General features: G+C 56.6%; 19 protein-coding genes and 1 riboswitch. Of the genes, 4 read left to right on the top strand and 15 right to left on the bottom strand.

Annotated elements, in window-relative coordinates; translation table 11 throughout:
• Positions 1-19: 19 nt before the first annotated feature.
• Positions 20-2923, bottom strand: a complete 2904-nt coding sequence (rapA, locus tag Dpoa569_RS02950) for an RNA polymerase-associated protein RapA (protein ID WP_042872824.1) — start codon at positions 2921-2923, stop codon at positions 20-22.
• A 259-nt stretch (positions 2924-3182) separates the two neighbouring features.
• Complete coding sequence (locus tag Dpoa569_RS02955; RefSeq protein WP_042872822.1) at positions 3183-5555, bottom strand: DNA polymerase II; 2373 nt, start codon at positions 5553-5555, stop codon at positions 3183-3185.
• A 203-nt stretch (positions 5556-5758) separates the two neighbouring features.
• On the opposite strand from Dpoa569_RS02955, the gene Dpoa569_RS02960 reads away from it, so the two are divergent.
• On the top strand, positions 5759-6529 hold the full coding sequence (locus Dpoa569_RS02960; protein WP_042872819.1) for a DedA family protein: 771 nt from the start codon (positions 5759-5761) through the stop codon (positions 6527-6529).
• 41 nt (positions 6530-6570) lie between these two features.
• On the opposite strand, the gene ilvN is transcribed toward Dpoa569_RS02960, so the two are convergent.
• From ilvN to sgrR, 6 genes are all read right to left on the bottom strand, one after another.
• Positions 6571-6864 carry an acetolactate synthase small subunit gene (ilvN, locus tag Dpoa569_RS02965; RefSeq protein WP_042872818.1) on the bottom strand — a complete coding sequence of 98 codons (294 nt, stop codon included), beginning with the start codon at positions 6862-6864 and terminating at the stop codon, positions 6571-6573.
• A gap of 3 nt (positions 6865-6867) precedes the next feature.
• Positions 6868-8532: an acetolactate synthase large subunit gene (ilvB, locus tag Dpoa569_RS02970; protein ID WP_042872816.1), complete on the bottom strand. Its 1665-nt coding sequence runs from the start codon at positions 8530-8532 to the stop codon at positions 6868-6870.
• A gap of 374 nt (positions 8533-8906) precedes the next feature.
• Positions 8907-9599 carry a thiamine ABC transporter ATP-binding protein ThiQ gene (gene thiQ, locus Dpoa569_RS02980; protein WP_042872815.1) on the bottom strand — a complete coding sequence of 231 codons (693 nt, stop codon included), beginning with the start codon at positions 9597-9599 and terminating at the stop codon, positions 8907-8909.
• Positions 9583-11193 (bottom strand): thiamine/thiamine pyrophosphate ABC transporter permease ThiP, encoded by a 1611-nt coding sequence (thiP, locus tag Dpoa569_RS02985; RefSeq protein WP_042872814.1) that lies wholly within the window; start codon positions 11191-11193, stop codon positions 9583-9585. Before thiP ends, thiQ begins: the two co-directional genes overlap by 17 nt.
• Positions 11169-12152, bottom strand: a complete 984-nt coding sequence (thiB, locus tag Dpoa569_RS02990) for a thiamine ABC transporter substrate binding subunit (protein ID WP_042872812.1) — start codon at positions 12150-12152, stop codon at positions 11169-11171. The genes thiP and thiB overlap by 25 nt, the downstream gene beginning before the upstream one ends.
• 43 nt (positions 12153-12195) lie before the next feature.
• Positions 12196-12350, bottom strand: a riboswitch (TPP riboswitch).
• 56 nt (positions 12351-12406) lie between these two features.
• Positions 12407-14074, bottom strand: coding sequence for an HTH-type transcriptional regulator SgrR (sgrR, locus tag Dpoa569_RS02995; RefSeq protein ID WP_042872810.1), 1668 nt, complete (start codon positions 14072-14074; stop codon positions 12407-12409).
• Between the two features lie 194 nt (positions 14075-14268).
• On the opposite strand from sgrR, the gene sgrT reads away from it, so the two are divergent.
• Entirely contained in the window at positions 14269-14469 is a 201-nt protein-coding gene (sgrT, locus tag Dpoa569_RS03000) for a glucose uptake inhibitor SgrT (protein ID WP_227983112.1), read from the top strand.
• Positions 14470-14598: 129 nt separating this feature from the next.
• Here the strand turns inward: sgrT and tnaA are convergent, their stop codons facing one another.
• Both tnaA and tnaC read right to left on the bottom strand, forming a co-directional pair.
• A complete protein-coding gene (gene tnaA / locus Dpoa569_RS03005; protein WP_042872808.1) occupies positions 14599-15999 on the bottom strand; it encodes a tryptophanase in 1401 nt (466 codons plus the stop codon).
• 100 nt (positions 16000-16099) lie between these two features.
• Positions 16100-16210, bottom strand: a complete 111-nt coding sequence (gene tnaC / locus Dpoa569_RS03010; protein WP_071603311.1) for a tryptophanase leader peptide — start codon at positions 16208-16210, stop codon at positions 16100-16102.
• A gap of 240 nt (positions 16211-16450) precedes the next feature.
• Between tnaC and Dpoa569_RS03015 the strand changes: the two genes are divergently transcribed.
• Positions 16451-17353, top strand: a complete 903-nt coding sequence (locus tag Dpoa569_RS03015) for a siderophore-interacting protein (RefSeq protein WP_042872806.1) — start codon at positions 16451-16453, stop codon at positions 17351-17353.
• A gap of 358 nt (positions 17354-17711) precedes the next feature.
• Here the strand turns inward: Dpoa569_RS03015 and leuD are convergent, their stop codons facing one another.
• From leuD to leuL, 5 genes are all read right to left on the bottom strand, one after another.
• Entirely contained in the window at positions 17712-18314 is a 603-nt protein-coding gene (gene leuD / locus Dpoa569_RS03020) for a 3-isopropylmalate dehydratase small subunit (RefSeq protein WP_042872804.1), read from the bottom strand.
• 12 nt (positions 18315-18326) lie between these two features.
• Complete coding sequence (leuC, locus tag Dpoa569_RS03025) at positions 18327-19733, bottom strand: 3-isopropylmalate dehydratase large subunit (RefSeq protein ID WP_042872802.1); 1407 nt, start codon at positions 19731-19733, stop codon at positions 18327-18329.
• Positions 19734-19735: 2 nt separating this feature from the next.
• Entirely contained in the window at positions 19736-20827 is a 1092-nt protein-coding gene (leuB, locus tag Dpoa569_RS03030) for a 3-isopropylmalate dehydrogenase (protein WP_042872800.1), read from the bottom strand.
• The gene (gene leuA / locus Dpoa569_RS03035) at positions 20827-22401 is read right to left on the bottom strand and encodes a 2-isopropylmalate synthase (protein ID WP_042872798.1); all 1575 of its coding nucleotides are present in this window, start codon (positions 22399-22401) and stop codon (positions 20827-20829) included. Before leuA ends, leuB begins: the two co-directional genes overlap by 1 nt.
• Positions 22402-22493: 92 nt before the next feature.
• Complete coding sequence (gene leuL / locus Dpoa569_RS19775; protein ID WP_128569840.1) at positions 22494-22577, bottom strand: leu operon leader peptide; 84 nt, start codon at positions 22575-22577, stop codon at positions 22494-22496.
• A 234-nt stretch (positions 22578-22811) separates the two neighbouring features.
• On the opposite strand from leuL, the gene Dpoa569_RS03045 reads away from it, so the two are divergent.
• Positions 22812-24617, top strand: coding sequence for an AMP-dependent synthetase/ligase (locus Dpoa569_RS03045; protein WP_146411037.1), 1806 nt, complete (start codon positions 22812-22814; stop codon positions 24615-24617).
• Positions 24618-24936: the final 319 nt, after the last annotated feature.

A 24936-nucleotide genomic window follows, 5' to 3' on the forward strand; every position in this document is an offset into this window, starting at 1 on the left:
GATAGACAACCGATGGGGCTTACTGGTGCGCCACCATCACCAGACGAATGGCATCCAGACGCCAGTTGGCCTGCTGCAGATTCACCAGTACCTGCTCGCGCTGTTCTTCCAACGCCTCCAGTTCGTCGTCGCGGATAGTCGGGTTGACGGCTTTGAGCGCTTCCAGTCGTTCCTGTTCACGACGCAACTGCGTTTCGGCGTTACGCTGCGCCTCGGCGATCAGTTCCTGCGCTTGCGCTTCTACCAACGGCTGGGCTTTTTGCAGCATATCGTGCACTTCGTCCTGCACCGCGTTCACCAACTTGCTGGAGGTGTGACGGTTTACTGCGCTCAGTTGACGGTTGAAGCTTTCGAATTCCACCTGCGCCGCCAGATTGGTGCCTTTGCGGTCCAGCAGGACGCGAATCGGCGTTGGCGGCAGGAAACGGGTCAATTGCAGTTTCTTCGGCGCCTGCGCTTCCACCACGTATATCAATTCCGCCAGCAGGGTGCCGACCGGCAATGCCTTGTTTTTCAGCAGCGATACGGCGCAACTGCCGGTATCGCCGGACAGGATCAGATCCAGTCCGTTGCGAATCAGCGGGTGTTCCCAACTGACGAACTGGGCATCCTCGCGGGACAACGCCTGATCGCGATCAAACGTGATGGTACAACCGTCTTGCGGCAGACCGGGGAAATCCGGCACCAACATATGATCAGACGGCGTCAGTACGATCAGGTTATCGCTGCGGTCATCCTGATGAATGCCGATGATATCAAACAGGTTGAGGGCAAAATTGACCAGATTGACGTCATTATCCTGTTCGGCAATCGCTCCAGCCAGCGCCTGTGCGTGTTCGCCGCCGTTGGAGTGCATCTCCAGCAGGCGGTCACGACCTTGTTCCAGTTGCGCTTTCAGCGCGTCATGTTGCTGGCGGCAGGTGTGGATAAACTCGTCCAGCCCGGTCTGTTCAGACGGTGTGGCAAGCAGGTTGATGAGTTGTTCGTAGTGGCTGTCATAAATCGACCGCCCGGTCGGGCAGGTGTGTTCGAACGCATCCAGCCCTTCGTGATACCAACGCACCAGCAGTGCCTGAGCGGTGTGTTCCAGATAGGGTACCAGAATCTGAATGTCGCGGCTCTGACCGATACGATCCAGGCGTCCGATACGCTGTTCCAGCAGATCTGGGTTAAACGGCAGATCAAACATGATCAGATGGCTGGCGAACTGGAAGTTGCGTCCTTCGGAGCCGATCTCAGAGCAGATCAACACCTGAGCGCCTTCCTCTTCCGAGGCGAAGTAGGCGGCGGCGCGGTCGCGCTCCAGGATCGACAGCCCTTCGTGGAACACGGCGGCGCGGATGGCTTCGCGGGTGCGCAGCACCTGTTCCAGTTGCAGTGCGGTGGCGGCCTTGGCGCAGATCACCAGTACTTTTTCATCACGATGGCTGGTCAGAAATTCCAGCATCCATTCAACACGCGGATCGAAACTCCACCAGGTGGCGTTATCGTCTTCGAATTGCTGATAAATCTGCTCCGGGTAGAGCATGTCACGCGCACACTCTTCGGCTGATTTGCGGGCATTCATGATGCCGGATACGCGGATCGCCGTCTGATACTGCGCCGGCAACGCCAGCTTGATTTGATGCAGCTCGCGTTTCGGGAAACCTTTCACTCCCTGACGGGTATTGCGGAACAGCACGCGGCTGGTGCCGTGACGGTCCATCAGCATGGTGATCAGTTCCTGACGTGCTGCTGCGCTGTCTTCGCTGTCGCTGGCGATGGATTTCAGCAATGGTTCGATATCCTGTTCGCCCAGCATTTCGCCAAGCGCGTTGCGCTCGCTGTCGCTGATGCTGTTGCCGCTCAGCAGCAGGGTGACCGCGTCGGCGACCGGGCGGTATTGCTGCTGTTCGGCGATAAATTCGTGGTAGTCATGGAAACGGTTCGGATCGAGCAGACGCAGGCGGGCAAAATGGCTCTCCTGGCCTAATTGTTCCGGTGTCGCCGTCAGCAGCAGTACCGCGGGGATGGCGTACGCCAGACGCTCAACCGCTTTATAGCCGGCGCTGGGTGCGGCTTCGCTCCAGGCCAGATGGTGCGCTTCGTCCACCACCAGCAGGTCCCAGTCGGCATCCAGCAGTTGTTCGAAGCGGGAGGGATTACGGCGCACAAAATCCAGTGAACAGATGATCAGTTGCTCGGTTTCAAACGGGTTGTCGCTGTCGAGGCGGGCTTCGGCGTAACGCTCATCGTCAAACAATGAGAACAGCAGGTTGAAGCGGCGTAACATTTCTACCAGCCACTGGTGTTGCAGCGTTTCCGGCACCACGATCAGTACGCGCTCGGCGCGGCCTGCCAGCAACTGCTGGTGGATAATCATGCCGGCTTCGATGGTCTTGCCCAGACCTACTTCGTCCGCCAGCAGTACGCGCGGCGCATGGCGCTGACCCACTTCGCGGGCGATGTGCAACTGATGCGGAATCAGGCTGGCGCGCATACCGCGCAGCCCTCCCCAGGGTTGTAGCGCCTGCTCGTGCTGGTGGCGATGCGCGCGGTAACGCAGCGCGAAGCGATCCATCCGGTCAATCTGCCCGGCGAACAGACGGTCTTGCGGTTTATTGAAGGTCAGTTTGCTGTCGAGAAACACTTCCCGCAGTTCGGCAGGTTCATCGGTATCCAGACGCGGACCAACATAGGTGCGCAGTCCATTTTCATCATGAACATCCTCCACCCGTAACTGCCAGCCTTCATGACTGGTGATGGTATCGCCAGGATTGAACATGACACGGGTAATAGGGGCATCGTTCCTGGAGTAGAGACGGTTTTCGCCACTGGCCGGAAACAGCAGGGTGACCATGCGGGCATCTATCGCCACTACCGTACCCAATCCTAAATCGCTTTCTGTATCGCTGATCCAGCGTTGACCAAGTGTAAAAGGCATAAATTCTAAGCTCGATACTCGTCGTTGTTGGAGAATGTCTGAACAGGAGGCCGCCGACCCCTGCGTTCGGCAATACCTTACCCGCCCTGCACGACAGTGATGGTGTCGCGCACAGCCTGTGATGCGGGTGTGGGGGGCGCCCCAGATGTAATTGACCGTTGTCTAACCGACAGACGCGGACTCACGCCTGATATTTTTGAAAGGGCGCTATGGTACTGGATGGTGGACTGTTCGTCACCTGTCAGGCACCATCAGATTGTCAAAATAGCCCCATCTGCCCGGTAATCAGTGTAGCAAAATCATCGTGAATGAAAGGCAGAATAGCATCCGCCACTGGTTGCAGTTGTTTTTCCACGTAGTGGTTGTAATCCAGCAGCGAGCGGCGATTCTCCAGTGGTTCCGGTCCATTTACCGTAATGACGTAGCTTATCCAGCCGCCGTTCTGGTACTGCAAGGGCCTGCCATGCCGGTGATTGTAGTCGTCTGCCATTCTGGCGGCGCGAACTTGCGGCGGCACATTGCGCTGATACTCGCTCAGTTTATGGCGCAGGCGTTTGCGGTATACCAGCAGGTCGTCGTGCTCGCCGTTCATCGTTTTCGCCACGTACTCCCGCACCCACTCCTGATACGGTTCACGGTGGAAGATGCGTTGGTAAAGTTGTTGCTGAAATTGCTGCGACAGCGGCGTCCAGTCGGAACGTACCGTTTCCAGCCCTTTGAACACCATCTGCTCACCCTGTGCCGTTATTGTCATACCGGCATAGCGCTTTTTGCTGCCCAGTTCGGCACCGCGAATCGTGGGCATCAGAAAACGGTGGAAGTGGGTTTCGTATTCCATCTCCAGCGCGCTGATCAAGCCGTGTTGCTGGTGCAGGTGCTGTTGCCACCAGTCGTTGATATAGGCCACCAGTTCACGACCAATGATGTTTGCTTCGTCCTCGTGGTGAGCACGCTTAAGCCAGACAAAGGTCGAATCCGTATCGCCATAAATCACCTGATAACCTTTGGCTTCAATCAGGGAACGGGTCTGGCGCATGATCTCATGGCCACGCAGGGTAATTGAAGACGCCAGACGCGGATCGAAAAAGCGGCAACCGCTCGACCCCAGTACGCCGTAAAATGCATTCATGATGATCTTCAGCGCCTGCGACAGCGGCTTGTTGTTTTCCTGCTTGGCGAGGTCGCGCTCATGCCAAATCTCTTCGACAATTGCAGGCAGACAGTGCTGGCGGCGGGAAAACCAGGCGCCGCGAAAGCCTTCGACCGCGTGCTGCTCATCAGGCTGCTGCAAACCGGTTATCAGCCCGACCGGGTCAATCAGGAAGGTGCGAATGATTGAGGGGTAGAGGCTTTTATAGTCCAGTACCAACACCGAATCGTACAGACCGGGGCGGGAATCCATCACGTAGCCGCCGGGGCTGGCTTCAGGCGGCACGCCGCCGAGGTTCGGCGCGACAAACCCGGCCCGGTGCATACGCGGCAGGTAGAGGTGAGTAAATGCCGCCACCGAACCGCCGCTGCGGTCTGCCGCCAGCCCGGTTACGCTGGCGCGCTCCAGCAAAAAAGCGATCAAATGGGTTTTCTCAAAGATGCGTGTCACCAGTTCGCAGTCTTTCAGGTTGTAGCGCGCCAGTGCGGGTTTGTCTTGCTGAAAGCGCTGTTCGATTTCTTCCAGCCGCTGGTAAGGATTGTCACTGGCTTTTCCTTCGCCAAGCAGCGACTGGGCGACAAACTCCAGGCTGAACGAGGCAAAATTCCAGGTGGCGGATTTCAGCGCTTCAATACCATCTACTATCAACCGACCCGGCGCACCGGCGAAAAAATGCCCTTGTCGATAGCCATGCTCGCGCCACTCCATCTCCTGACCGTCGCGTCCGAACCGTAATGGAATACGGTAGCGCTCGGCGTGTTGCTGCAATACCCGCAGGTCAAACTGCACCAGATTCCAGCCGATAATCACATCCGGGTCGTAGGTGTGCAGCCACTGATTGAGTTTTTCCAGCAGTTGTGGACGACTGGCGACGTATTCCAGCGTCAGGTCGCCAGCGTCGCTGGGGATGCCGTTTTCTGGTCCTAACATAAATACCTGACGCTGACCACACCCTTCCAGACCGATACAGTAAAGTTCGCCGTGGCGGCTGGTTTCGATATCCAGCGATACGGTTTTGAGTGACGGGCGGTAGTCGGGCGCAGGTTTCAATTTGACGTTGTCAATCAGCCCACCAGTGGTTTCTTCGCCGCTAAACCAGACCGGCGCGGTGATAAACCGCTCCATCAGAAGCCGCTCCGGCGGGCGGATATCTGCCTCGTATACCGGGATTCCCGCTTCCTGAAGTTTCTTCTCCAGACGTAACAACTGGCGGTAGTGCAGACAGTACAGCCCCAGTTGCGGTTCGTGGTGGAAGTTTTTCAGCGCCAGCGGTCGTAATTGCCAGTGCTTTTCACTACTTAACAGTTGGGTGATTTGTGCCTGATGTCGCATCGGTACAAACGCCACCGCCTGCTGCGGCGATAACCTGATCCGGCAGGGACCGTCATCGGTTGCCAGCCAGCATTCGACCTGAATCCCGGCAGGGGTATCCTGCCAGTGGCGGGTCAATACAAAGCCCTGACGCGGTGGGGAAAGGGTCATAGCGTATAGTCAGAAGGTCAGTGGAGTAATGCAACAAATTATGTATATATATACAGTTTTTGTCCAGTTTTAGCGCCGTTCTCAATAGCGCTGTCTACTGTGCTGTCAAGCCGTTGCAGAAAGAAGACCACACCCTATTCCCGTTGTTTCCTGCTATCATCCGGTTATCTTTGGTTATAAAAAACGCAGAAATGTAGAGAATTATGGAAGCCTGGCTGGAGCATCTGATCACACAATCGTTAGCGTATTCACTGACGGCAGTACTGTTGGTGGCGTTTCTGGAGTCGTTGGCGTTGGTGGGACTCTTGTTGCCCGGCACGCTGATGATGGCATCGCTGGGAGCATTTATCGGCAGCGGCGATATGGGGTTATATCCTGCCTGGGGCATGGGCATTATCGGTTGCCTGCTGGGAGACTGGATTTCCTTCTTCATTGGCTGGCGTTTTAAGGAGAAGCTGCATAACTGGTCTTTCCTGCAAAAACATCGAGCTTATGTGTATCGTACCGAAAAGATGCTGCATCAGCACAATATGGCGACCATTCTGATTGGGCGGTTTTTTGGCCCGACTCGCCCGTTGATCCCGATGGTGGCCGGAATGCTGGAGCTGTCGCCCCGGCGCTTTGCGTTGCCGAATATCATCGGCTGTCTCACCTGGCCGCCGGTTTACCTGATGCCCGGCATTCTGGCGGGCGTGGCAATTGATATTCCCAAACAAGCCGACAGCAGCGGCTTTAAATGGCTGCTGTTGATCACGGCGATGTTGCTGTGGAGTGCGGGCTGGTTGCTGTGGCGATGGTGGCGTGTGCATCGTGGCGCCAACGCTGAATCAGCCGGTTGGTTGACGCTGGCGCGCCTGCGCTGGCTGGCACCATTGACGGCGGTTATCGCGGTCATCAGTCTGTGGCAGTTGTGGCAGCATCCGTTGATGCCGGTTTACCGACACCTGTTGTGGCAGATTCTAATGGATAAATGAGCGAGCGCGATACCGGTTTTCCCGGTATCGCATCCCATCGGTTAGCGGTAAAATTCTGCCACCTGATCAAAGATTCGCATCTCTTCGCCGTGGCGAGTCACCTGCAACACGTCTTCCAGCTTTTCTACCTGACTTATCATCTGCGCCAGACGCTGATCGTCTTTTACCAGTAGCCAGATGCGGCTTTGATCGCTGTCCGGCAGCGGCATACACATGATGCCTTCTACGTTGAACGCGCGGCGGGCGAACAGCCCACATACGTGCGACATCACACCCGGATGGTTGCGTACCGAGAGTTCCAGCGTGACCTGTGCAGTCGTCGATGAAGTCTGCATAATTTAATCTCCAATCATCTCAATATTGGCGGCACCCGGCGGTACCATCGGGAATACTTTCTCGTTGATGTCGATAACGGCATGGATCAACGTCGGGCCGGGCCGTTGCAGGGCGTCGCGCAGGGCGGCTTGTGGATTTTCAACCGCGTTGAGATCGCAGGTGGCAAAACCGAATCCGGCGGCAATCGCCAGAAAGTTGGTCTGATACCGGTAGTCAGACGCTACGAAGTTTCGCTGATAGAACAGCTCCTGCTGCTGGTGCACCAACCCCAGCGACTGGTTGTTCATCAGTACGATTTTTACGTTCAGGTTCTCTTCCACGGCAGTCGCCATTTCCTGAATGTTCATCATCAGGCTGCCATCGCCGGAAAAACAGACTACGGTACGCTGCGGTTCCGCCAGTGCTGCGCCGATAGCCGCAGGCACGCCAAAACCCATCGTCCCCAGTCCGCCGGAGGTCAACCATTGGCGTGAGCGCCGCAGCGGGTAGGCTTGCGCCACCCACATCTGGTGCTGGCCTACGTCAGTGGTGATGATGGCCTGATCGTCCAGCTGATCCGCTACGGCGCGGATCAACCCGTAATGGCTGAGCGGATCGTCGGCGTTTGGCATATTGAATGGGAAATCGCGTTGCAGGGCGCGCACCTGATCGAGCCAGTCGGCACGCGGCTGACGCTCGACAAGCGGCAGTAACTGGTCCAGCGCCTGCGCCACATCGGCGTGGATCGCCACGTGTGGCTGGCGGATCTTACCGAGTTCCGCCGGATCGATATCGATATGGATCACCTGAGCATTCGGGCAGAATTCTTCTGCCTTGCCGATAGCGCGATCATCAAATCGTGCGCCCAGCACAATCAACAAATCCGATTGCTGCAGGATCATATTGGTGTAACGAGCGGCGTGCATACCGAGCATACCGAGCGACAGAGGGTGATCCACCGGCATGGCACCCAGCGCCATCAGTGTCATGGTGGTGGGCAACCCGGCGCGTTCCGCCAGTTCGATAGCCTGCTGATGCGCACTGGCGCTGATGATTCCGCCGCCCAGATACAGGATCGGACGTTTGGCCTGATTGATCATCGCGGCGGCAGTGCTTAGGTCGCTGGCATCGGCAGTGGGAGCGGGTGACTTCACTGCTGGTGCAGGCAGCTCCGCCAGATCGATAGTCGCCGTTTGTACGTCTTTGGGGATGTCAACCCAGACTGGACCGGGACGACCGGATTGCGCCAGCCGGAAGGCATCATTAATGACCTGCGGCAGCTCACTGATGTCGCGTACCAGATAGTTGTGTTTGGTGACCGGGATTGAGATGCCGTAAGTGTCCACTTCCTGAAAAGCATCAGTGCCGATCATGCCCGAAGGCACCTGAGCGGTGATGCACACCAGTGGAATAGAATCGAGCTTGGCGTCTGCAATGGCAGTGAGCAGGTTAGTGGCGCCGGGTCCGCTGGATGCCATGCAAACCGCCGCTTTACCGCTGACGCGCGCCATTCCCTGAGCGATAAAACCGGCTCCCTGCTCATGGCGGGCGAGGACGTGGCGAATAGTGCGGCTTTTTCCCAACGCATCGTACAGCGGCAGCGCTGCGCCGCCCGGAATACCGGTTACAGTGGTAATGCCTTGCTGTTCCAGCAGACGGATGATCAGCTCAGCTCCTGTATAACGCATAGTCATATCCTTTATCAGAGCCGGTGTCAGGAGGAGCGGGGTGGGTGACATAAAGAAACCCCGCTCGGCTTGCGCCGGCGGGGTTTGGAATCCAGGTTTGATTCGGAACCCGTTACGGCGCGCTGCCGACCACGACCACCACGCGCACGACGACGACCGCATCATGCTGCGCGGCGCTGTTTAGTAGTGCGAAAGTAGGGGTGGTGTGTTTCACGGGTAACCTTCATGTTCGTTTTGGTTAATTTGCGCTCCCATATAACCATGAGTGCGGAAAAATAGACAAGGTTTCAACACGGTAAAACCGCATAAATGCGATTAATGTCACGTTTTTTAATCGAGAATTTTTTAATCGAGAACGTTTTAAGGGCGCGTTGTTATTTCAGACCGAGTATTCTCGCTGCATCCGCGTGGTGCGCCAGCTCTGCGGTCGGGCCGTCGTGATAGATGCGGCCATCCACCACCAGTACGCTGCGCGGCGCGATGCGTATGGCATCTTCTAACTGGTGCGACACCATCAGCAGCGTTAACCGCCGTTCACGGCAAATTTCGTCTACTAACGCCAGCATCTCCTGACGCAACGCTGGGTCGAGTGCGGAGAACGGTTCGTCCAGCAGCAGGATCGGTTGCTGGCGAATCAGGCAGCGCGCCAGCGCCGCTCGTTGCCGTTGACCGCCGGAAACCTGTGATGGCAGGCGTTCCAGCAGCTCCGATAATCCCATACGACTGGCGATCATGCTTAGCGTATCCCATTGTTCCGCATTCAGTTTCAGGCCGGGGTGCAGGCCGAGCGCGATATTCTGCGCCAGCGTCAGATGGGGAAACAGATTGTTTTCCTGAAACAGGATCGACACCGGGCGTTTCGCCGGTGGTGTAGCATCGTGATCCTGTCCGTTCAACTGTAACTGGCCGCTATCGGCGGGTAGGAAACCGGCGATCAGGCTCAGTAGGGTGCTTTTACCCGCGCCGCTTGGACCCAGAATGGCAAGGCGCTCGCCGGGCTGCACCTGTAAATCGAAGCGCATCGGCAGGTGTTGGTAGAGGTAGGTCAACTTATGGAGTGCTATCATGTAAGCCCGCCAGTTTCTCAATCAGGGTAAACAGCATAAAGCACAGCAATAGCAGTAGCAGCGCTGTTACCGCGCCCTCAGCGCTGCGATAAGCACCAATCTGCTGATAAAGATAAAACGGCAGGGTGCGGAATTGCTCGTTGCCAAATAGCGCGATGATGCCGAAATCGCCCACCGACAACACTGAGGCAAAGGCCAGCGCCTGTGCGATGGGGGCGCGTAGCGCCTTCAGTTCCACCACTTTTAGGCGATGCCAGCCACGAATATCCAGTGACTGACACAACAAGCTGTAACGTGCGGCGGCGTCAGTCATTGGGTTTTCCAGCACTTTCATGGCATAAGGGATAGCCAGCAGCGCATTGGTCAGCACCACCAGCCCGTAAGGGGAAGAGGGTAACCCGATGGTGCGATTGAATAGCAGGAAAAACCCCGACGCCAGCACAATGCCTGGCATCGCCAGAATCAGCATTCCGCTCAGATCCAGCAATTGGGCGGCTAACTGCTGCTGGCGCAGTTTCAACTCCCGGCTGCTCCACAGCAGCATCAGCGTTAATGTCACGCTGAGCGCACCGGCAGCCAGCGCGATGCCAAGAGAGGTCCAGAATGTTTGCCATAAAGCGGGCTGGCGCAACACGTCTGGTAGCGAGCGGTTTAGTCCATCCACCACCACGGCCAGCAGCGGCGGCAGCAGCAGTAATAGCACCGCTGTAATCAGCAGCGTATCGGCAACGCGGCTACACAGGCTGTCTTGTGGGTCGCGCCAGTGCTGGCGATTACTGACACCGACCGCCAGTAACCGGCTCAGTCGCTGGCTGAGTAACACCAGCCCCAGACAACATACCATCTGTAATAGCGCCAACAGCGCGGCGCGCGCCGGGTCATAATCAAAGTTGAGCGCCTGATAGATAGCCAGTTCGATGGTCGTCGCCTGCGGGCCGCCACCCAGCGCCAGCACGGTAGCAAAGCTGGCAAAGCACAGCATGAAGATCAGTGCCCCGGCAGGTAAGAGCTGGCGGCGCAGCCACGGCCATTCCACCAGACGGAAGAAGTACCAGCCGCGCAGGCCGAGTTGTGCTGCCAACTGGCGTTGCTCGGTCGCAATGCCTTCCAGCGCCTGCAAGAACAGTCGGGTTGCCAGCGGCAGATTAAAAAAGACATGAGCCAGCAGGATGCCCTGCAAGCCGTAAGGCGAAAACCGGTATTCGATGCCCACCTGCATCAGCAAACGTGCCAGCCAGCCTTCCCGTCCATAGACGCTGAGAATGCCGAATACCGCCACCAGCACCGGCAGCACCAGCGTCATCGCGCACAGGCGCAGCAACAGACGATGGCCGGGAAAACGGCGGCGATACAACGCCCGCGCCAGAAACAGCGCGGGCAAGGTGGAAAGCAGTGCCGATAACAACGCCTGCCAAAAGCTGAAGCGGATGACATGCCAGAGGTAGCTGTCATTCCACAGCGACTGCCAGGGCACGCTGGGTGCGTCCAGCCACAGTGCGCCGAACGCCAGCACGGCGGTGCCAAGCAGTAAAACAGCCGCCAGCAGCCCCGGCCACAGCCAGCCGGGAATCAGCGGCTGACGGCGCGCTGCCATGCCTGAACCCAATTCGTCCGCTGTTCTGCGACTTGCTGTGGGGTAAACTCCAGCGCGCTGGCAGGCCGCGTCAGGGTGTTATAGCCTTCAGGCAACTCGGTTTTGATCACCGGGTACATCCAGTTAGTAGTCGGAATGATCTGCTGAACAGCAGGGCTTATCATAAATTGCAGAAAACGTGCTGCCAGTTGTGGGTTTTTACTGCCAGCCAGTTGGGCGGCGACTTCCACCTGCAGGTAGTGGCCTTCGCTGAAATTGGCCGCCGCATAGCTATCTTTCTTCTCGGCGATGAGATGGTAAGCCGGTGAAGTGGTGTAACTCAGCACCAGATCGGCTTCACCTTTCAGGAACAGGCCGTAGGCTTCGCTCCAGCCTTTGGTGACGGTGACGGTTTTCGCCGCCAGTTTCTGCCAGGCTTGTGGTGCTTTGTCGCCATACACGTTTTGCATCCACAACAGTAACCCCAGCCCCGGTGTGCTGGTGCGCGGATCTTCGTAGATAACCTTCCACGACTGGTTGCTTTCCACCAGTTCATGCAGGCTTCTCGGCGGGTTTTTCAGCTTGTCTTTGTTATAGACGAAGGCGAAATAGCCGTAGTCGAAGGGCAGGAAGGTGTCGTTGTGCCAGCCGCCGGGCAGCGTCAGCGTGCTGGTGTTGACGCCATGCGGGGCGAACAGGCCGGTCTGCGCCGCCGCCTGCACCAGATTGTTATCCAGTCCCAGCGCCACGTCCGCCGGGCTATTTTTGCCCTCCATACGCAGACGGTTGAGCAGCGCGACGCCATCTTCCAGCGCGACGAATTTCAGTTCGCAGTCACACTCTTTTTCAAATGCGGTTTTGACCGCCGGGCCGGGACCCCACTCCGAGGCGAACGAATCGTAGGTGTAGACCGTCAGGGTCGGTTTGGCGAACACGGGGGCGGACAGCAATAACAGACAGGACAGTAATTTCTTTAACACTTTGCGCTCCAAATTGTTGAAGGCGGCAAAGGTCTTTGAGCAAGCAGGATGCAGTCTCAAATCCCTTCGCCGGTATTAACCGGATCAGGTTCGACGGGTATTTTCTCAGCGGCGCAAACGTACATGATTGTTAGTACATGACTATTCGTACATGACTGCTCGTACATGAATGTTGGGGCCGCACCCCGTTGAGAACGGCGCTATTGTAAAGTGTTTGTCACATCAGTAAAAGCGTCATGACTGGCGGCAGAGGATCATGTTGGCGGGGCTGGCGGCGCGAACCAGGCGGACTTGAAATCGAACCAGCCCAGCGTGTTCATATGCAGTCCCCGCATGTTGGCTTGCCCTTGCAACCGCAGCCAGTGGTGGAACAGCGGATGAAGCTGCTGGCGGCTGACCAGTGACTGGCTCCAGTCCGCCAGTGATAGCTCGCCCTGACGCCACTGACGTGCGGTGTTATCCAGCTCGTCTTCCCCCAGACAATGCCGCAGCAGTGGCAGTTCATACAGCATGGCGAACAGGGAAAATTCCAGCGGCAGGTAGAAGTTAGCACTGCCGAGCCAGAGGTCGCTGGCGTCAGCGCCCTGACACCAGACGTCGAACTCCAGACTGCGTAGCGTCAGCGTGACGCCGTGCGATGCCAGCAGACGGCCTATGATGCTGCTTATCACCGCGTATTCGGGGTGATCGCGATAGCTGGTGAGGGTGAGGTGCGTCAGGCCGACGGGTTTTTCCCGCACTGCCCGCGGTGGGCTGTGATGCCAGCGCGGCAGCAGGCCATAAGCGGGAGACCAGTCGCTCTGGTACGGGCTATCGGCCAGGCCGAGCATCGCCACGGGGCTGAGTACCTGACATAACCAGTGACGAACCTCCGGGTCTGCCATCTGCGGCGAACGGCGGTCGAACAGCAGGAAATAGCAGCCTTCTTCAAGCCGATTTTCCAGTTCATTATCGATGGTGTCATCGCCTTGCAGCGTGACCGTGCAGGCGGGGATGATCGGCGCGTCCGGCAGCACCCAGATACTGACTTCGTCAATGAGCGCCCGGTAGCCGAAGTAATCGTCAAACGCGGCGATTTTTAACTGATTGGGGGAATTGCGTACCACTTTATACGGCCCGGTGCCGACAGGCTGGCGCATAAAATCCGGCAGTGTTTGCCATTCTTGCGGCAGGATCATCGCCGGTACGCTGCCGAGCAACCATGGCAGCCAGTTGTCCGGCGTATTGAGCCGGATATCCAGCACAAACGGTGTCGGTGACGATATATCGGTTAAATGGGAGAACAGCGGTAGCGTCTTCAGCCGGGACAACGAGGCGATCACGTCCTCCATGGTCAGTTCCCGACCATGGTGAAAACGAATGGCCGGGCGCAAATAGAAACGCCAGTGCCGCGGCGACAGCGCCTGCCAGTGGTGAGCGATATCCGGCAGCAGTTCCCCATTTTCCTCATTTAAGCTGGTCAGCCCGCTGAAAATCTGGCGGGCGATGTGGGTTTCCGAACGCCGTAACGCACTGCCGGGCAACAGGTTGTGCATGGGTCGGTAGTACAGGATACGCAACAGGTGGCGTCCTTGCCGTACACTGCGGCCAAGGTGCGACAGTAGCATCTGGCGTACGGTTTCTTTGTCGCCCACCAGTTGTACCAACTGGTCGATGCGATCCTGCTCCAGCAGGTCTTCGGCCCGCTGCTGTTGCAGCGTCAATCCAGTGTAGATAAAGCCGAGGTGCGAGCGTTTACCGCGTCCGGCTTCCGCTTGCCAGGTGAGCCAGCCTTGTCGCTGCATAGCACTCAGCAGTGAGCGGACATGACGGCGTGAGCAACTGAGCAACAGCGCCAGCTCTTGCAGCGTGGTATCGGTATCCTGACCTTGCAGGCATTGCCATAACCGGATGAATTGTTGTTGCAGGCGAGGGGAGGACATAAAAGGGGAACTCCACGATTCAAGGTCATCAATATATTTTTCCCTATATTACGCGGATACTGAATAGCAGTGAATGGTTCTGTGCGTGAACCGTCGTGAAGGGGAGGCTATATGTGCCGGTTATTCCGCTTTTATACCCGTCATACTTCAAGTTGCAGGTGCGTTGGCTTTCCTCGCTCACCCCAGTCACTTACTTGAGTAAGCTCCTGGGGATTCTCTGCGTCGCCGCCTTCCTGCAACTCGAATTATTTAGGGTATATCGTCGCTGGCTTTGCCGAGGCTGTCGTCGGGGATGGGGTGTACTCACCGCTACCCAGCGAATGGCATTGCTGTTACAGGTTACGCAGTGGCAGATCCAGGATATGGAGGAGGAAGACTATCGTCGCTGGCTGTAAAGCTGACGGCATCAAATGAGAGTGAGAACGTCGGCGGGAAACCGCCGTAGTGTTCTGAGTAATGGTGCTGTTCACCAGCCAGCGGCGTGTTCCGCTGGCTTTTTTTATGGCAGGTTTTCTGGTGGCGTGTTATTCCACCGGTTTCAGCCGGGCGACAAAGTGGCGCAATACCGGCGGCTCATAGGTGAAGGTCAGCCCTTTGATGCTGCTGGCTCTCTCCTTGAGTGCAATCAACGAATCGGCGATGTAATCCATGTGATCGTTGGTATACACCCGGCGTGGAATGGTCAGGCGCAGCAGTTCCAGCGGCGAGGGTTTCTGTTCGCCAGTATCCGGGTCCCGTCCCAGCAGTAATGAGCCGATTTCCACGCTGCGGATACCTGCTTCCAGATACAGCTCGTTATTCAGCGCTTGTGCCGGGAACTGTTCCGCCGGGATATGCGGCAGCAGCTTTTTCGCATCGACAAACACCGCGTGCCCGCCTACCGGGTACTGAATTGGGATACCACCGGCGCGCAGGCGTTCGCCAAGGTAGGTCACCTGACCGATGCGATAGGTCAGATAATCTTCGTTCATGCCTTCTTCCAGGCCGATGGCCAGTGCTTCCATGTCGCGCCCAGCCAATCCGCCGTAAGTGACGAAACCTTCCATCGGCACACAGCGAATGCGCACCTCGTTGAACAGTTCTTCGTCGCTGCGAAAACAGCACAGGCCGCCAATGTTCACCATCGGGTCTTTCTTCGCCGACATGGTCAGCATGTCGCCGTACTGGTACATTTCATGGACGATCGCTTTGATCGATCGGTTCTCGTAGCCCGGTTCACGTTGTTTGATAAACCAGGCATTTTCACAGAAGCGTGCGGAGTCGATCACCACCGGAATACCGTGTTGCTGCGCGATGCGATACACCTCGCGCATGTTGCCCATCGAAATCGGCTGACCGCCGGAACTGTTACAGGTGACGGTGGTGATGATCGCCACCACGTTGTCTGCACCATGTTGTTCAATGGTGGTTTGCAGCAGGTCAAGGTCGAAATCGCCTTTCCAGTCGTAATAGGTGGTGGTGTCGAAGGCTTTTGGTGTCACCACGTTGATGGCGCGCGCGCCGTTCAGCTCCACATGGGCAGCGGTGGTGTCGAAATGGAAGTTAGAAATAAACACCGGTTTTTTACCGCCACCTGCACGCTGCTTTTTGGCTATCAGACACGGGAACAGAATCTGTTCTGCCCCACGCCCTTGATGGGTTGGAATGGTAAACGGATACCCCAGCAGCGTTTGTACTTTTTCACACAGATGGTAGTAGTTGCGCGACCCGGCGTAGGCTTCGTCGCCCATCATCAACCCTGCCCACTGACGGTCGCTCATGGCGCCGGTGCCGGAGTCGGTCAGCAGGTCGATGTAGACATCCTCGCTGCGCAACAAAAACGGGTTATAGCCTGCTTCCTGCAAGGCTTTTTCCCGGTCGTCGCGGGTGGTCATACGGATGTTTTCTACCATTTTGATGCGAAAAGGTTCAGGGATGCGTTTCATGCAATATCTCCATGACGCCAGTCAGCAGGCAGGTTTGCCGCTGTATGACGTCAAAAATAATAAATTGAAATAAAAGGGGAAAAATCAGCGTCAGGCTGAATCAGGCATGAAACGAGCGTGGGAAATCGTCGGTAAGGCGGTGGTCGATGTTGAACCAGGGGCGACAGTCGCCGGAGAGGCTCAGGCGATAACACCGGATGATGCGTGTCATGAGGTCTCCTTATCTCGTGAATAACGAACAATCAGCATAGGCGAAAAGTGCCGGACAAAACCGTGATCCCACAGGCAATCCAAAGTGGGGAAGTCATGGTTTATTTGAGAATGTAAATTGAATTAATAATATTTCTCATTACTTATTTTAGATGGTAAAACTGTGCGGAGTTTGGCATCAGTACATCGTTTTCAGACCGTGTTGCTGGAGAATCACTAAAAAAAGAGGTAAGGGCGGGTTATGGCTGGGGTAAAGGAATATAAAGTATTTGATGTTAGGTTGGCTCACAAAACATTGCTTACTCCATCGCTGATGCGTTGTGTATTCAGGGGAGAGGCGGTGAAGATGATGAAGATTTGCTCGCCGGATCAACGTATTAAAGTGTTACTGCCCGCCGAAGACGGCACGCCGCCGCGCCTGCCGGATGTCGGCGAGTGGTATAAGCTGGTGCAGGCGATGCCCAAATTACAACGCCCAATCCCCCGCACTTACACCCTTCGCAGTCTGGATACCGACGCTGGCGAAATGGTGGTGGAATTCGTGGTGCATGGCACCGAAGGACCGGCTTCGGCCTGGGTACTGAGCGCACAACCCGGTGCAGAGTTGCAGGTGGTAGCGCCGCGCGGCGATTTTGCCGGTGATAATGGCGGCTACGAGTGGGTGCTGTCGGAAAACACCCGTCATGTGCTGCTGATGGGCGATGAAACTGCATTACCGGCGATCAAAGGCATTCTGGAACAGTTGGCGCAGCAGGATAACCCACCGCAGGTGCAGGCGTTTATCGAAGTACCGTTACAGGCCGATTGCACTGACGATTATCGCAATTTGCCGTTCGCCGAGGTGGTCTGGTTGCCGCGTGAAGGCACGGGCGCGACCTATGGTGAGCGTTTGCTGGAGGCGGCACGCCATTGGTCATGCCCGGCAGCGCAGGTAGCAGCACAGCCAGTGATGGTGGCGGATATCGCGGAGGGCGAGAAGGTCTGGGAACCGGCCAGCACGCAGCAAGGGCAGTTCTTCGGGTGGGTAGCGGCTGAATCCTCAGCGGTGAAGGCGTTGCGCCGGTATCTGCTGGCAGAAAAAGGCCTGGCGCAGGAGTCCGTCACCTTTATGGCCTACTGGAGCCGTGGTCCGCGTTCTCATTGAGGTTGTCGACAAACAACCGCGTTGTTTTTGTTGCTGACGAGTTTATGCAAGACCGGTGGGAGGTTTCGTGCGCGATAACGTCGATTCTCCCTTTGCAGCACCGCCGCACGCACGACAAGGAGAGGCTCAGACGCCGCCTCTCCTTGACCACTGGCTTGAGGGCTAAACTGTGCCGCTTCGCGGTTCCTTCGGCGTTCGCCTTCGCTGTTCGGGCCGCCCGTGACGCGTTCCAGACGCGGCACGGGCTTTCGCGGCATCCATGCCGCTCACCCGGCGAAGTCACCCACCTCAGCACAGTTTTTGACGCCGGAAAACCCTTTATCTGCACTTAAGTGGTTTAAAAGCCCACAAAGCCAAACTAGCGCAGAAACGCTGGTTGTTGCTGCTCGTAACGGGCGATGGCGTCCTCGTGCTGCAGCGTCAGGCCGATGCTGTCCAGACCGTTGATCATGCAGTGACGGCGGAAGCTGTCTATCTCAAACGAGTAGATGTTGTCACCCGCTTTAACCTGCTGCGCTTCCAGATCCACGGTGAAAGTGATGCCTTCATGGCTGGCTACCAGTTTGAACAGGTCGTCGATATCGGCATCGCTCAGTTTGACCGGCAACAGTTGGTTGTTGAACGAGTTGCCGTAGAAAATATCGGCAAAGCTCGGTGCGATCACCACCTTAAAACCGTAGTCGGTCAGCGCCCACGGCGCGTGCTCGCGGGAAGAGCCGCAGCCGAAGTTTTCGCGTGCCAGCAGAATGCTGGCACCTTTATAGCGCGGCTGGTTCAGCACGAAGTCCGGGTTAGGCTGCTGGCCAGCGTCATCCAGAAAACGCCAGTCGTGGAACAGATGCTGACCGAAACCGGTACGGGTCACCTTTTGCAGAAACTGCTTCGGGATAATCGCATCGGTATCGACGTTGGCGGCATCCAGCGGCACCACCAAACCAGTGTGTTGGGTAAATTTAGCCATGGATTGCCTCTCTTAATTCAGTTCACGAATGTCTGCGAAACGACCAGTAACCGCTGCCGCTGCCGCCATCGCCGGGCTGACCAGATGGGTACGACCGCCACGGCCCTGACGCCCTTCAAAGTTACGGTTGCTGGTCGAGGCGCAACGCTCGCCCGGATTCAGACGGTCGTTATTCATCGCCAGACACATGGAGCAACCGGGCAGACGCCATTCGAAACCGGCATCCAGGAAGATCTTATCCAGACCTTCGGCTTCCGCCTGCGCTTTAACCGGGCCGGAGCCGGGCACGACATAGGCTTGCACGCCGTCGGCCACTTTGCGCCCTTTGGCAATGGCGGCGGCGGCGCGCAAGTCTTCAATACGTGAGTTGGTGCAGGAGCCGATAAACACTTTGTCGATTGCCACTTCCGTCAGTTTTACACCCGGCTGCAAGCCCATATACGCCAGCGCTTTTTCCGCCGAAGCGCGTTCCACCGGGTCGTTGAAGGATTCCGGCATCGGAATGATTTGGTCAACGGCGATCACCTGACCGGGGTTAGTACCCCAGGTCACCTGCGGGGCGATATCGGCGGCGTTCAATGTCACTACTGCGTCGTAGTGGGCATCGGCATCGGCATCGGAACGCAGGGTTTTCCAGTATGCTACTGCGGCGTCCCAGTCGCTGCCGGTGGGGGCGAACTGACGGCCCTTCAGGTAAGCGAAGGTGGTGTCGTCCGGGGCCACCAGACCCGCTTTGGCGCCCATTTCGATCGCCATATTGCACAGGGTCATGCGACCTTCCATGCTCAGCGCTTCAATAGCTTTTCCGGTGAATTCCACGACATGGCCAGTACCGCCGGCGCTGCCGGTTTTACCGATGATTGCCAGCACGATGTCTTTAGCGGTGATGCCCGGTGCCGCGTCCCCCACGACCTCGATCTTCATGGTTTTGGCGCGGCCTTGTTTCAGTGTCTGCGTCGCCAGTACATGCTCGACCTCAGAGGTACCGATACCGAATGCCAGTGCGCCGAACGCGCCGTGGGTGGCGGTGTGGGAGTCACCACAAACGATGGTCATCCCCGGCAGCGTCATACCTTGTTCTGGCCCGATAACGTGTACGATGCCCTGAAACGGGTGGTTCAGGTCATACAACTGCACGCCAAATTCGGCGCAGTTCCTAATCAGTTCCTGCATCTGGATGCGCGCCATTTCGCCACTGGCGTTAATGTCACGCGTTTGAGTGGACACGTTATGGTCCATGGTGGCGAAGGTTTTGCCCGGCTGACGGACTTTACGGCCCATGGCGCGCAAACCGTCAAATGCCTGCGGCGAGGTCACCTCATGCACCAGATGGCAGTCGATATACAACAGCGGGGTTTCATTCGGTGCTTCATGCACTACGTGTGCATCGAACAGCTTCTGATATAAGGTCTTACCCATGATTACGCCCCTTCTGCTACAAATCGGGCAATGGCATCGCCCATTTCGTCGGTGGTGACGGCTTTGCCGCCGTTAGCCAGATCGCCGGTGCGGTAACCTTCCGCCAGCGCCTGGTTGACTGCCTGCTCAATCGCGGTGGCGGCGTCATCCGCCCCCAGGCTGTAGCGCAGCAGCAAGGCGGCGGACAGGATTTGGGCGATAGGGTTGGCGATGTTTTTGCCGGCGATATCCGGTGCGGAACCGCCCGCTGGTTCGAACAGACCAAAGCCCTGCTCGTTGAGGCTGGCGGACGGCAACATGCCCATCGAACCGGTGATCATTGCGCACTCGTCGGACAGAATGTCGCCGAACAGGTTGGAACACAGCAGCACGTCAAACTGAGACGGGTCTTTAATCAACTGCATGGTGGCGTTGTCGATGTACAGATGATTCAACTGGACATCCGGGTAGTCGCGTGAAATTTCGTTGACGATTTCGCGCCACATGATCGAGCTTTGCAGCACGTTAGCTTTATCGATGGAGGTGACGATGCGGCGGCGTTTGCGCGCCGACTCAAAGGCGATGCGCGCAATCCGCTCGATTTCGAAACGGTGATACACCTCGGTATCAAACGCGCGTTCATACATGCCGCTGCCTTCGCGGCCCTTCGGCTGGCCGAAGTAGATGCCGCCGGTCAGTTCGCGCACGCACAGGATGTCAAAGCCATTGGCGGCGATGTCGCTGCGCAGCGGGCAGAAGGCTTCCAGCCCCTGATACAAGCGCGCCGGGCGCAGGTTGCTGAACAGGCGAAAATGTTTGCGCAGCGGCAGCAGCGCGCCACGCTCTGGTTGCTCTGCCGGCGGCAGATGTTCCCATTTCGGGCCGCCGACCGAGCCGAACAGAATGGCGTCAGCCTGCTCGCAGCCTTCAACCGTGCCCTGCGGCAGCGGCGTACCCTGACGGTCAATGGCGATGCCGCCGACGTCGTATTCGCTGGTGGTGATACGCAGATCAAAACGCTGGCGAACCGCATCCAATACTTTATACGCCTGAGCCATCACTTCCGGGCCGATGCCGTCACCGGGTAAGACGGCGATATGGTAACTCTTGCTCATCACACTGTTTCCTGACTGTTGTGTTTGTTGTGTTGCTGCAAACGTTGCACTTCTTTTTCGACCAGTTGTGCACGTTTGATATTGTTTAATACGTTAACCATCGCGTTAGCGGAGGATTCGACGATATCCGTCGCCAGACCCACGCCGTGGAAACGGCGCTCTTGATATTCCACCACGATATCCACCTGGCCGAGCGCTTCTTTGCCTTGCCCTTTGGCGGACAACTGGTATTTGACCAGATTGATCGGGTAGCCGGTAATGCGGTTTATCGCCTGATACACCGCATCAACCGGACCGTTGCCGGTAGCGGCTTCAGACAGTATCTCGTCACCACATGACAATTTGACGGACGCCGTTGCCATCACACTAGAGCCAGACTGTACGCTAAAGTAGTCCAGACGATAAAATTCGGAACTTTCCTGCTGGTTGTTGATGAACGCCAGTGCTTCCAGATCATAGTCGAACACCTGGCCTTTCTTGTCAGCCAGTTTGAGGAAGTCGGCGTACAGCGTATCCAGATTGTAGTCGCCTTCTTTATAACCCATCTCTTCCATGCGGTGCTTGACCGCGGCACGACCGGAACGGGACGTCAGGTTCAACTGCACTTCTTTCAGCCCAATCGATTCCGGCGTCATGATTTCGTAGTTTTCGCGGTTCTTCAGCACGCCGTCCTGATGGATGCCGGAAGAGTGAGCGAAGGCGTTGGAACCCACCACCGCCTTGTTGGCCGGGATCGGCATGTTGCAGATCTGGCTGACTATCTGGCTGGTGCGATAGATTTCCTGATGATTGATGCTGGTATGCAGGTTCATTAACTGGTTGCGAACTTTGAGCGACATGATCACCTCTTCCAGCGCGCAGTTGCCAGCACGTTCGCCGATGCCGTTCAGCGTGCCTTCTACCTGGCGTGCGCCGGCGTGTACTGCCGCCATGGCGTTGCCCACGGCCAGACCGAGATCGTCATGGGTGTGTACGGAAATGATGGCCTTATCAATGTTAGGCACGCGCTGATACAGTGAGGCGATGATGTTGCCGAATTCGTGCGGCAGCGTGTAACCGACGGTGTCGGGGATGTTGATGGTACGGGCACCGGCATTGATAGCCGCTTCCACCACCCGGCTCAGATCTTCGATAGGGGTACGGCCAGCGTCTTCACAGGAAAATTCCACATCGTCGGTATAGTTGCGGGCGCGTTTGATCATGTAAGTCGCCCGTTCGATGACGTCATCCAGCGTGCTGCGCAGTTTAGTGGCGATATGCATCGGCGAGGTGGCGATAAAGGTATGGATACGGAACGCTTCTGCAACGCGCAAGGATTCAGCCGCCACATCAATGTCTTTTTCAACGCAGCGGGCAAGGGCGCAAACACGACTGTTTTTGATGTTACGGGCGATGGTCTGTACGGATTCGAAATCGCCGGGAGAGGAGACGGGAAAACCGACTTCCATTACATCGACGCCCATCCTTTCCAGCGCCAGGGCAATCTGGAGCTTTTCCTTCACGCTCAGGCTGGCCTGCAACGCTTGCTCACCGTCACGCAACGTGGTATCGAAAATAATCACTTGTTGGTTCATCGGTCTGGTTCCTTGTTCTGTTTGCTTTGGCGCCCGGCGAGTAAAAAAAAACCCGCGCAATGGCGCGGGTTTTTATGAGGTGTGACCTGAAATCAGCTTTGGATTTCGCCCACCGGCATACCGCGCACGTGAGATGCGTTTAGTAGTAGGCCTGGTAGGAGAGCGAAATTAAACATGCTGTTTCATTGTCCAATAGTAAGTTGAAAATTCAGTTCTGTTATTATTGGTACTTGATTCCAGTCAGGATGTCAATCACTGGATGCCAGCGCAGGGCAGGGTAGCCCGGTGCCTGATAGATCACACTCCTAACGGAAAAGCAGTGGAAAGGGCTTTGAGGTCGAGGGTGGGCGCGGTAGACTGCCTGCCCAATTTTTACCCTATCATTTTTGAGATTTCAGATCCGTACGCGCATGAAGACGAATTCACTCCCGCAATATCATCTGGTTCACCGCATTCAGCAGCAAATAGCCCAACGTCCTGACGCGCTGGCGTTTCGTGAATGGGAGGCTGGCCAGGAACAGCAACTCGACTGGCATCAGGTAGGCGAGCGTATCCGCCGTATCGCCTGCGGCCTGCTGGGTTTGGGCGTTGATGTTCAGGAACGTGTGGCGATCTTTTCCGATAACGCTATCAACTGGTCGTTGGCGGATTTGGCGCTGCTACATCTGCGGGCGATTACCGTGCCGCTTTATGCCACCAGCGCAGCGGCACAAGCGGCATTCATCCTGAACGATGCGGATATCCGTGTTGTGTTTGTCGGTGGTCAGGCGCAGTTTGATTTGCTGATGTCGCTGCGCGATACCTGTCCGCAACTGCGTACCATTATTCTGCTGGACGAGCAGATTAGCCGTCGTGGCTGCGATATGGCGGTATCGTTGCAGGAGTTTGAAGAGCAAGCGGAATTGTCGGTATGGGAGCCAGTGCTGCGCCAACGAGTGGCTGAGCGGGATTTGGGCGATTTGTTTACGCTTATCTACACTTCCGGCACCACCGGCGAGCCTAAAGGCGTGATGCTGGATTATGCCAACATGGCAACCCAACTGATGTTGCACGATGAACGGTTGCACACCAACGAGCAGGATGTATCGCTGTGCTTTTTGCCGTTGTCACATGTTTTCGAACGTGCCTGGAGCTTTTTTATCATGCACCGCGGCGCGCAGAACGTTTACCTGCGCGATACCAATCAGGTGCGTGCGGCGATGGCGGCGGTCTGTCCTACCGTGATGTGTGCGGTGCCGCGATTTTACGAGAAAGTGTTCAGCGCTATCCATGAGAAAGTGGCACAGGCCCCATGGCATCGGCGCACGCTGTTTAACTGGGGGATCGCACAAGGCAATACGTGGTCTTTACGCCAACAGGCCGGAAAACGCGCCAGTGTGTGGAGCGCGTTGACGTATCGTCTTGCTGATAGGCTGGTGCTGTCGCGCCTGCGTCAGTTGTTGGGGGGCAAGGTCCGTTTTCTGCCGGCGGCGGGCGCGCGCCTGGATGACAACATTATCGCCTTCTTTCAGGCAATCGGTGTGCGCATCATTTATGGTTACGGCCTGACGGAAACCTGCGCCACCGTGTCTTGCTGGGATGCCGACCACTATCGCCTGGGTTCGGTGGGTATGCCGCTATCTGGCGTTGAAGTGCGTATTGGTGAGCAAAATGAAATCCAGGTGCGCGGTGCTACCGTAATGCGTGGTTATTATCGCCGTCCGCAAGAGACGCAGGCCGCTTTCACGCCGGACGGCTGGTTCAAAACCGGTGATGTGGGCGAGGTGGACGACAAGGGTAACCTGTTCATCACTGAACGGCTTAAAGACCTGATGAAAACCTCAGGGGGCAAATACATTGCACCGCAGCATCTGGAAGGCGCGCTGGGGCAAGATCGCTTTATTGAGCAGGTCGCGGTGATAGCCGATGCACGCAAGTATGTCTCCGCGTTGATCGTTCCCTGCTTTGAGGCGCTGGAGGAGTATGCCCGCTCGATGAATCTGGGGTATCAGGATCGATTGGAACTACTGCGCCACAGCCATATTCTGTCGCTGTTTGAACAGCGGTTGCATGACATGCAGAAAGAGTTGGCTCGTTTTGAACAGGTTAAAAAATTTACTCTGTTGCCTGCGCCGTTCAGTCAGGAGGAAGGGGAACTGACCCCGACATTAAAACTCCGCCGAAAGGTCATTCATCAGCGTTATCAACTGGAAATTGAAGCCATGTACGCCGACTAGCAGGTGTTTTGATGGCGATGGTTTTCTTTGCGCCGCAATTTTATTATCAATATTTCACTCTGTAATGCCGGACCACAGCGGAATATTTTTTAACGCTGTGGTCGTACTTCAGCGTTTTATCTGCTTCTACCCTCTTTTAACAGTTGATTTACCATCAATTATGCTGCTCCCTGCCCAGCCGTGGCGTTTGCCTGCTTCATAATCTGGCGTTATGTTAATAAGTTATGTGTAAAAATGTGGGCGATGTTCTGCGAGCAGGTGGGCGTGCGAGTAAAAACTGAACATGCCGCTGCTTCATTCGCTGAACGTCGTGTGATAC

Source organism: Dickeya poaceiphila, from assembly GCF_007858975.2.
Taxonomy (GTDB): Bacteria; Pseudomonadota; Gammaproteobacteria; order Enterobacterales; family Enterobacteriaceae; genus Dickeya; species Dickeya poaceiphila.

Excerpts from the sequence above, each read along its gene's own strand:
- rapA (WP_042872824.1), bottom strand. The coding sequence starts at position 2,923 with ATGCCTTTTACACTTGGTCAACGCTGGATCAGCGATACAGAAAGCGAT.
- Dpoa569_RS02955 (WP_042872822.1), bottom strand. The coding sequence starts at position 5,555 with ATGACCCTTTCCCCACCGCGTCAGGGCTTTGTATTGACCCGCCACTGG.
- Dpoa569_RS02960 (WP_042872819.1), top strand. The coding sequence starts at position 5,759 with ATGGAAGCCTGGCTGGAGCATCTGATCACACAATCGTTAGCGTATTCA.
- ilvN (WP_042872818.1), bottom strand. The coding sequence starts at position 6,864 with ATGCAGACTTCATCGACGACTGCACAGGTCACGCTGGAACTCTCGGTA.
- ilvB (WP_042872816.1), bottom strand. The coding sequence starts at position 8,532 with ATGCGTTATACAGGAGCTGAGCTGATCATCCGTCTGCTGGAACAGCAA.
- thiQ (WP_042872815.1), bottom strand. The coding sequence starts at position 9,599 with ATGATAGCACTCCATAAGTTGACCTACCTCTACCAACACCTGCCGATG.
- thiP (WP_042872814.1), bottom strand. The coding sequence starts at position 11,193 with ATGGCAGCGCGCCGTCAGCCGCTGATTCCCGGCTGGCTGTGGCCGGGG.
- sgrR (WP_042872810.1), bottom strand. The coding sequence starts at position 14,074 with ATGTCCTCCCCTCGCCTGCAACAACAATTCATCCGGTTATGGCAATGC.
- tnaA (WP_042872808.1), bottom strand. The coding sequence starts at position 15,999 with ATGAAACGCATCCCTGAACCTTTTCGCATCAAAATGGTAGAAAACATC.
- tnaC (WP_071603311.1), bottom strand. The coding sequence starts at position 16,210 with ATGACACGCATCATCCGGTGTTATCGCCTGAGCCTCTCCGGCGACTGT.
- Dpoa569_RS03015 (WP_042872806.1), top strand. The coding sequence starts at position 16,451 with ATGGCTGGGGTAAAGGAATATAAAGTATTTGATGTTAGGTTGGCTCAC.
- leuD (WP_042872804.1), bottom strand. The coding sequence starts at position 18,314 with ATGGCTAAATTTACCCAACACACTGGTTTGGTGGTGCCGCTGGATGCC.
- leuC (WP_042872802.1), bottom strand. The coding sequence starts at position 19,733 with ATGGGTAAGACCTTATATCAGAAGCTGTTCGATGCACACGTAGTGCAT.
- leuB (WP_042872800.1), bottom strand. The coding sequence starts at position 20,827 with ATGAGCAAGAGTTACCATATCGCCGTCTTACCCGGTGACGGCATCGGC.
- leuA (WP_042872798.1), bottom strand. The coding sequence starts at position 22,401 with ATGAACCAACAAGTGATTATTTTCGATACCACGTTGCGTGACGGTGAG.
- leuL (WP_128569840.1), bottom strand. The coding sequence starts at position 22,577 with ATGTTTAATTTCGCTCTCCTACCAGGCCTACTACTAAACGCATCTCAC.
- Dpoa569_RS03045 (WP_146411037.1), top strand. The coding sequence starts at position 22,812 with ATGAAGACGAATTCACTCCCGCAATATCATCTGGTTCACCGCATTCAG.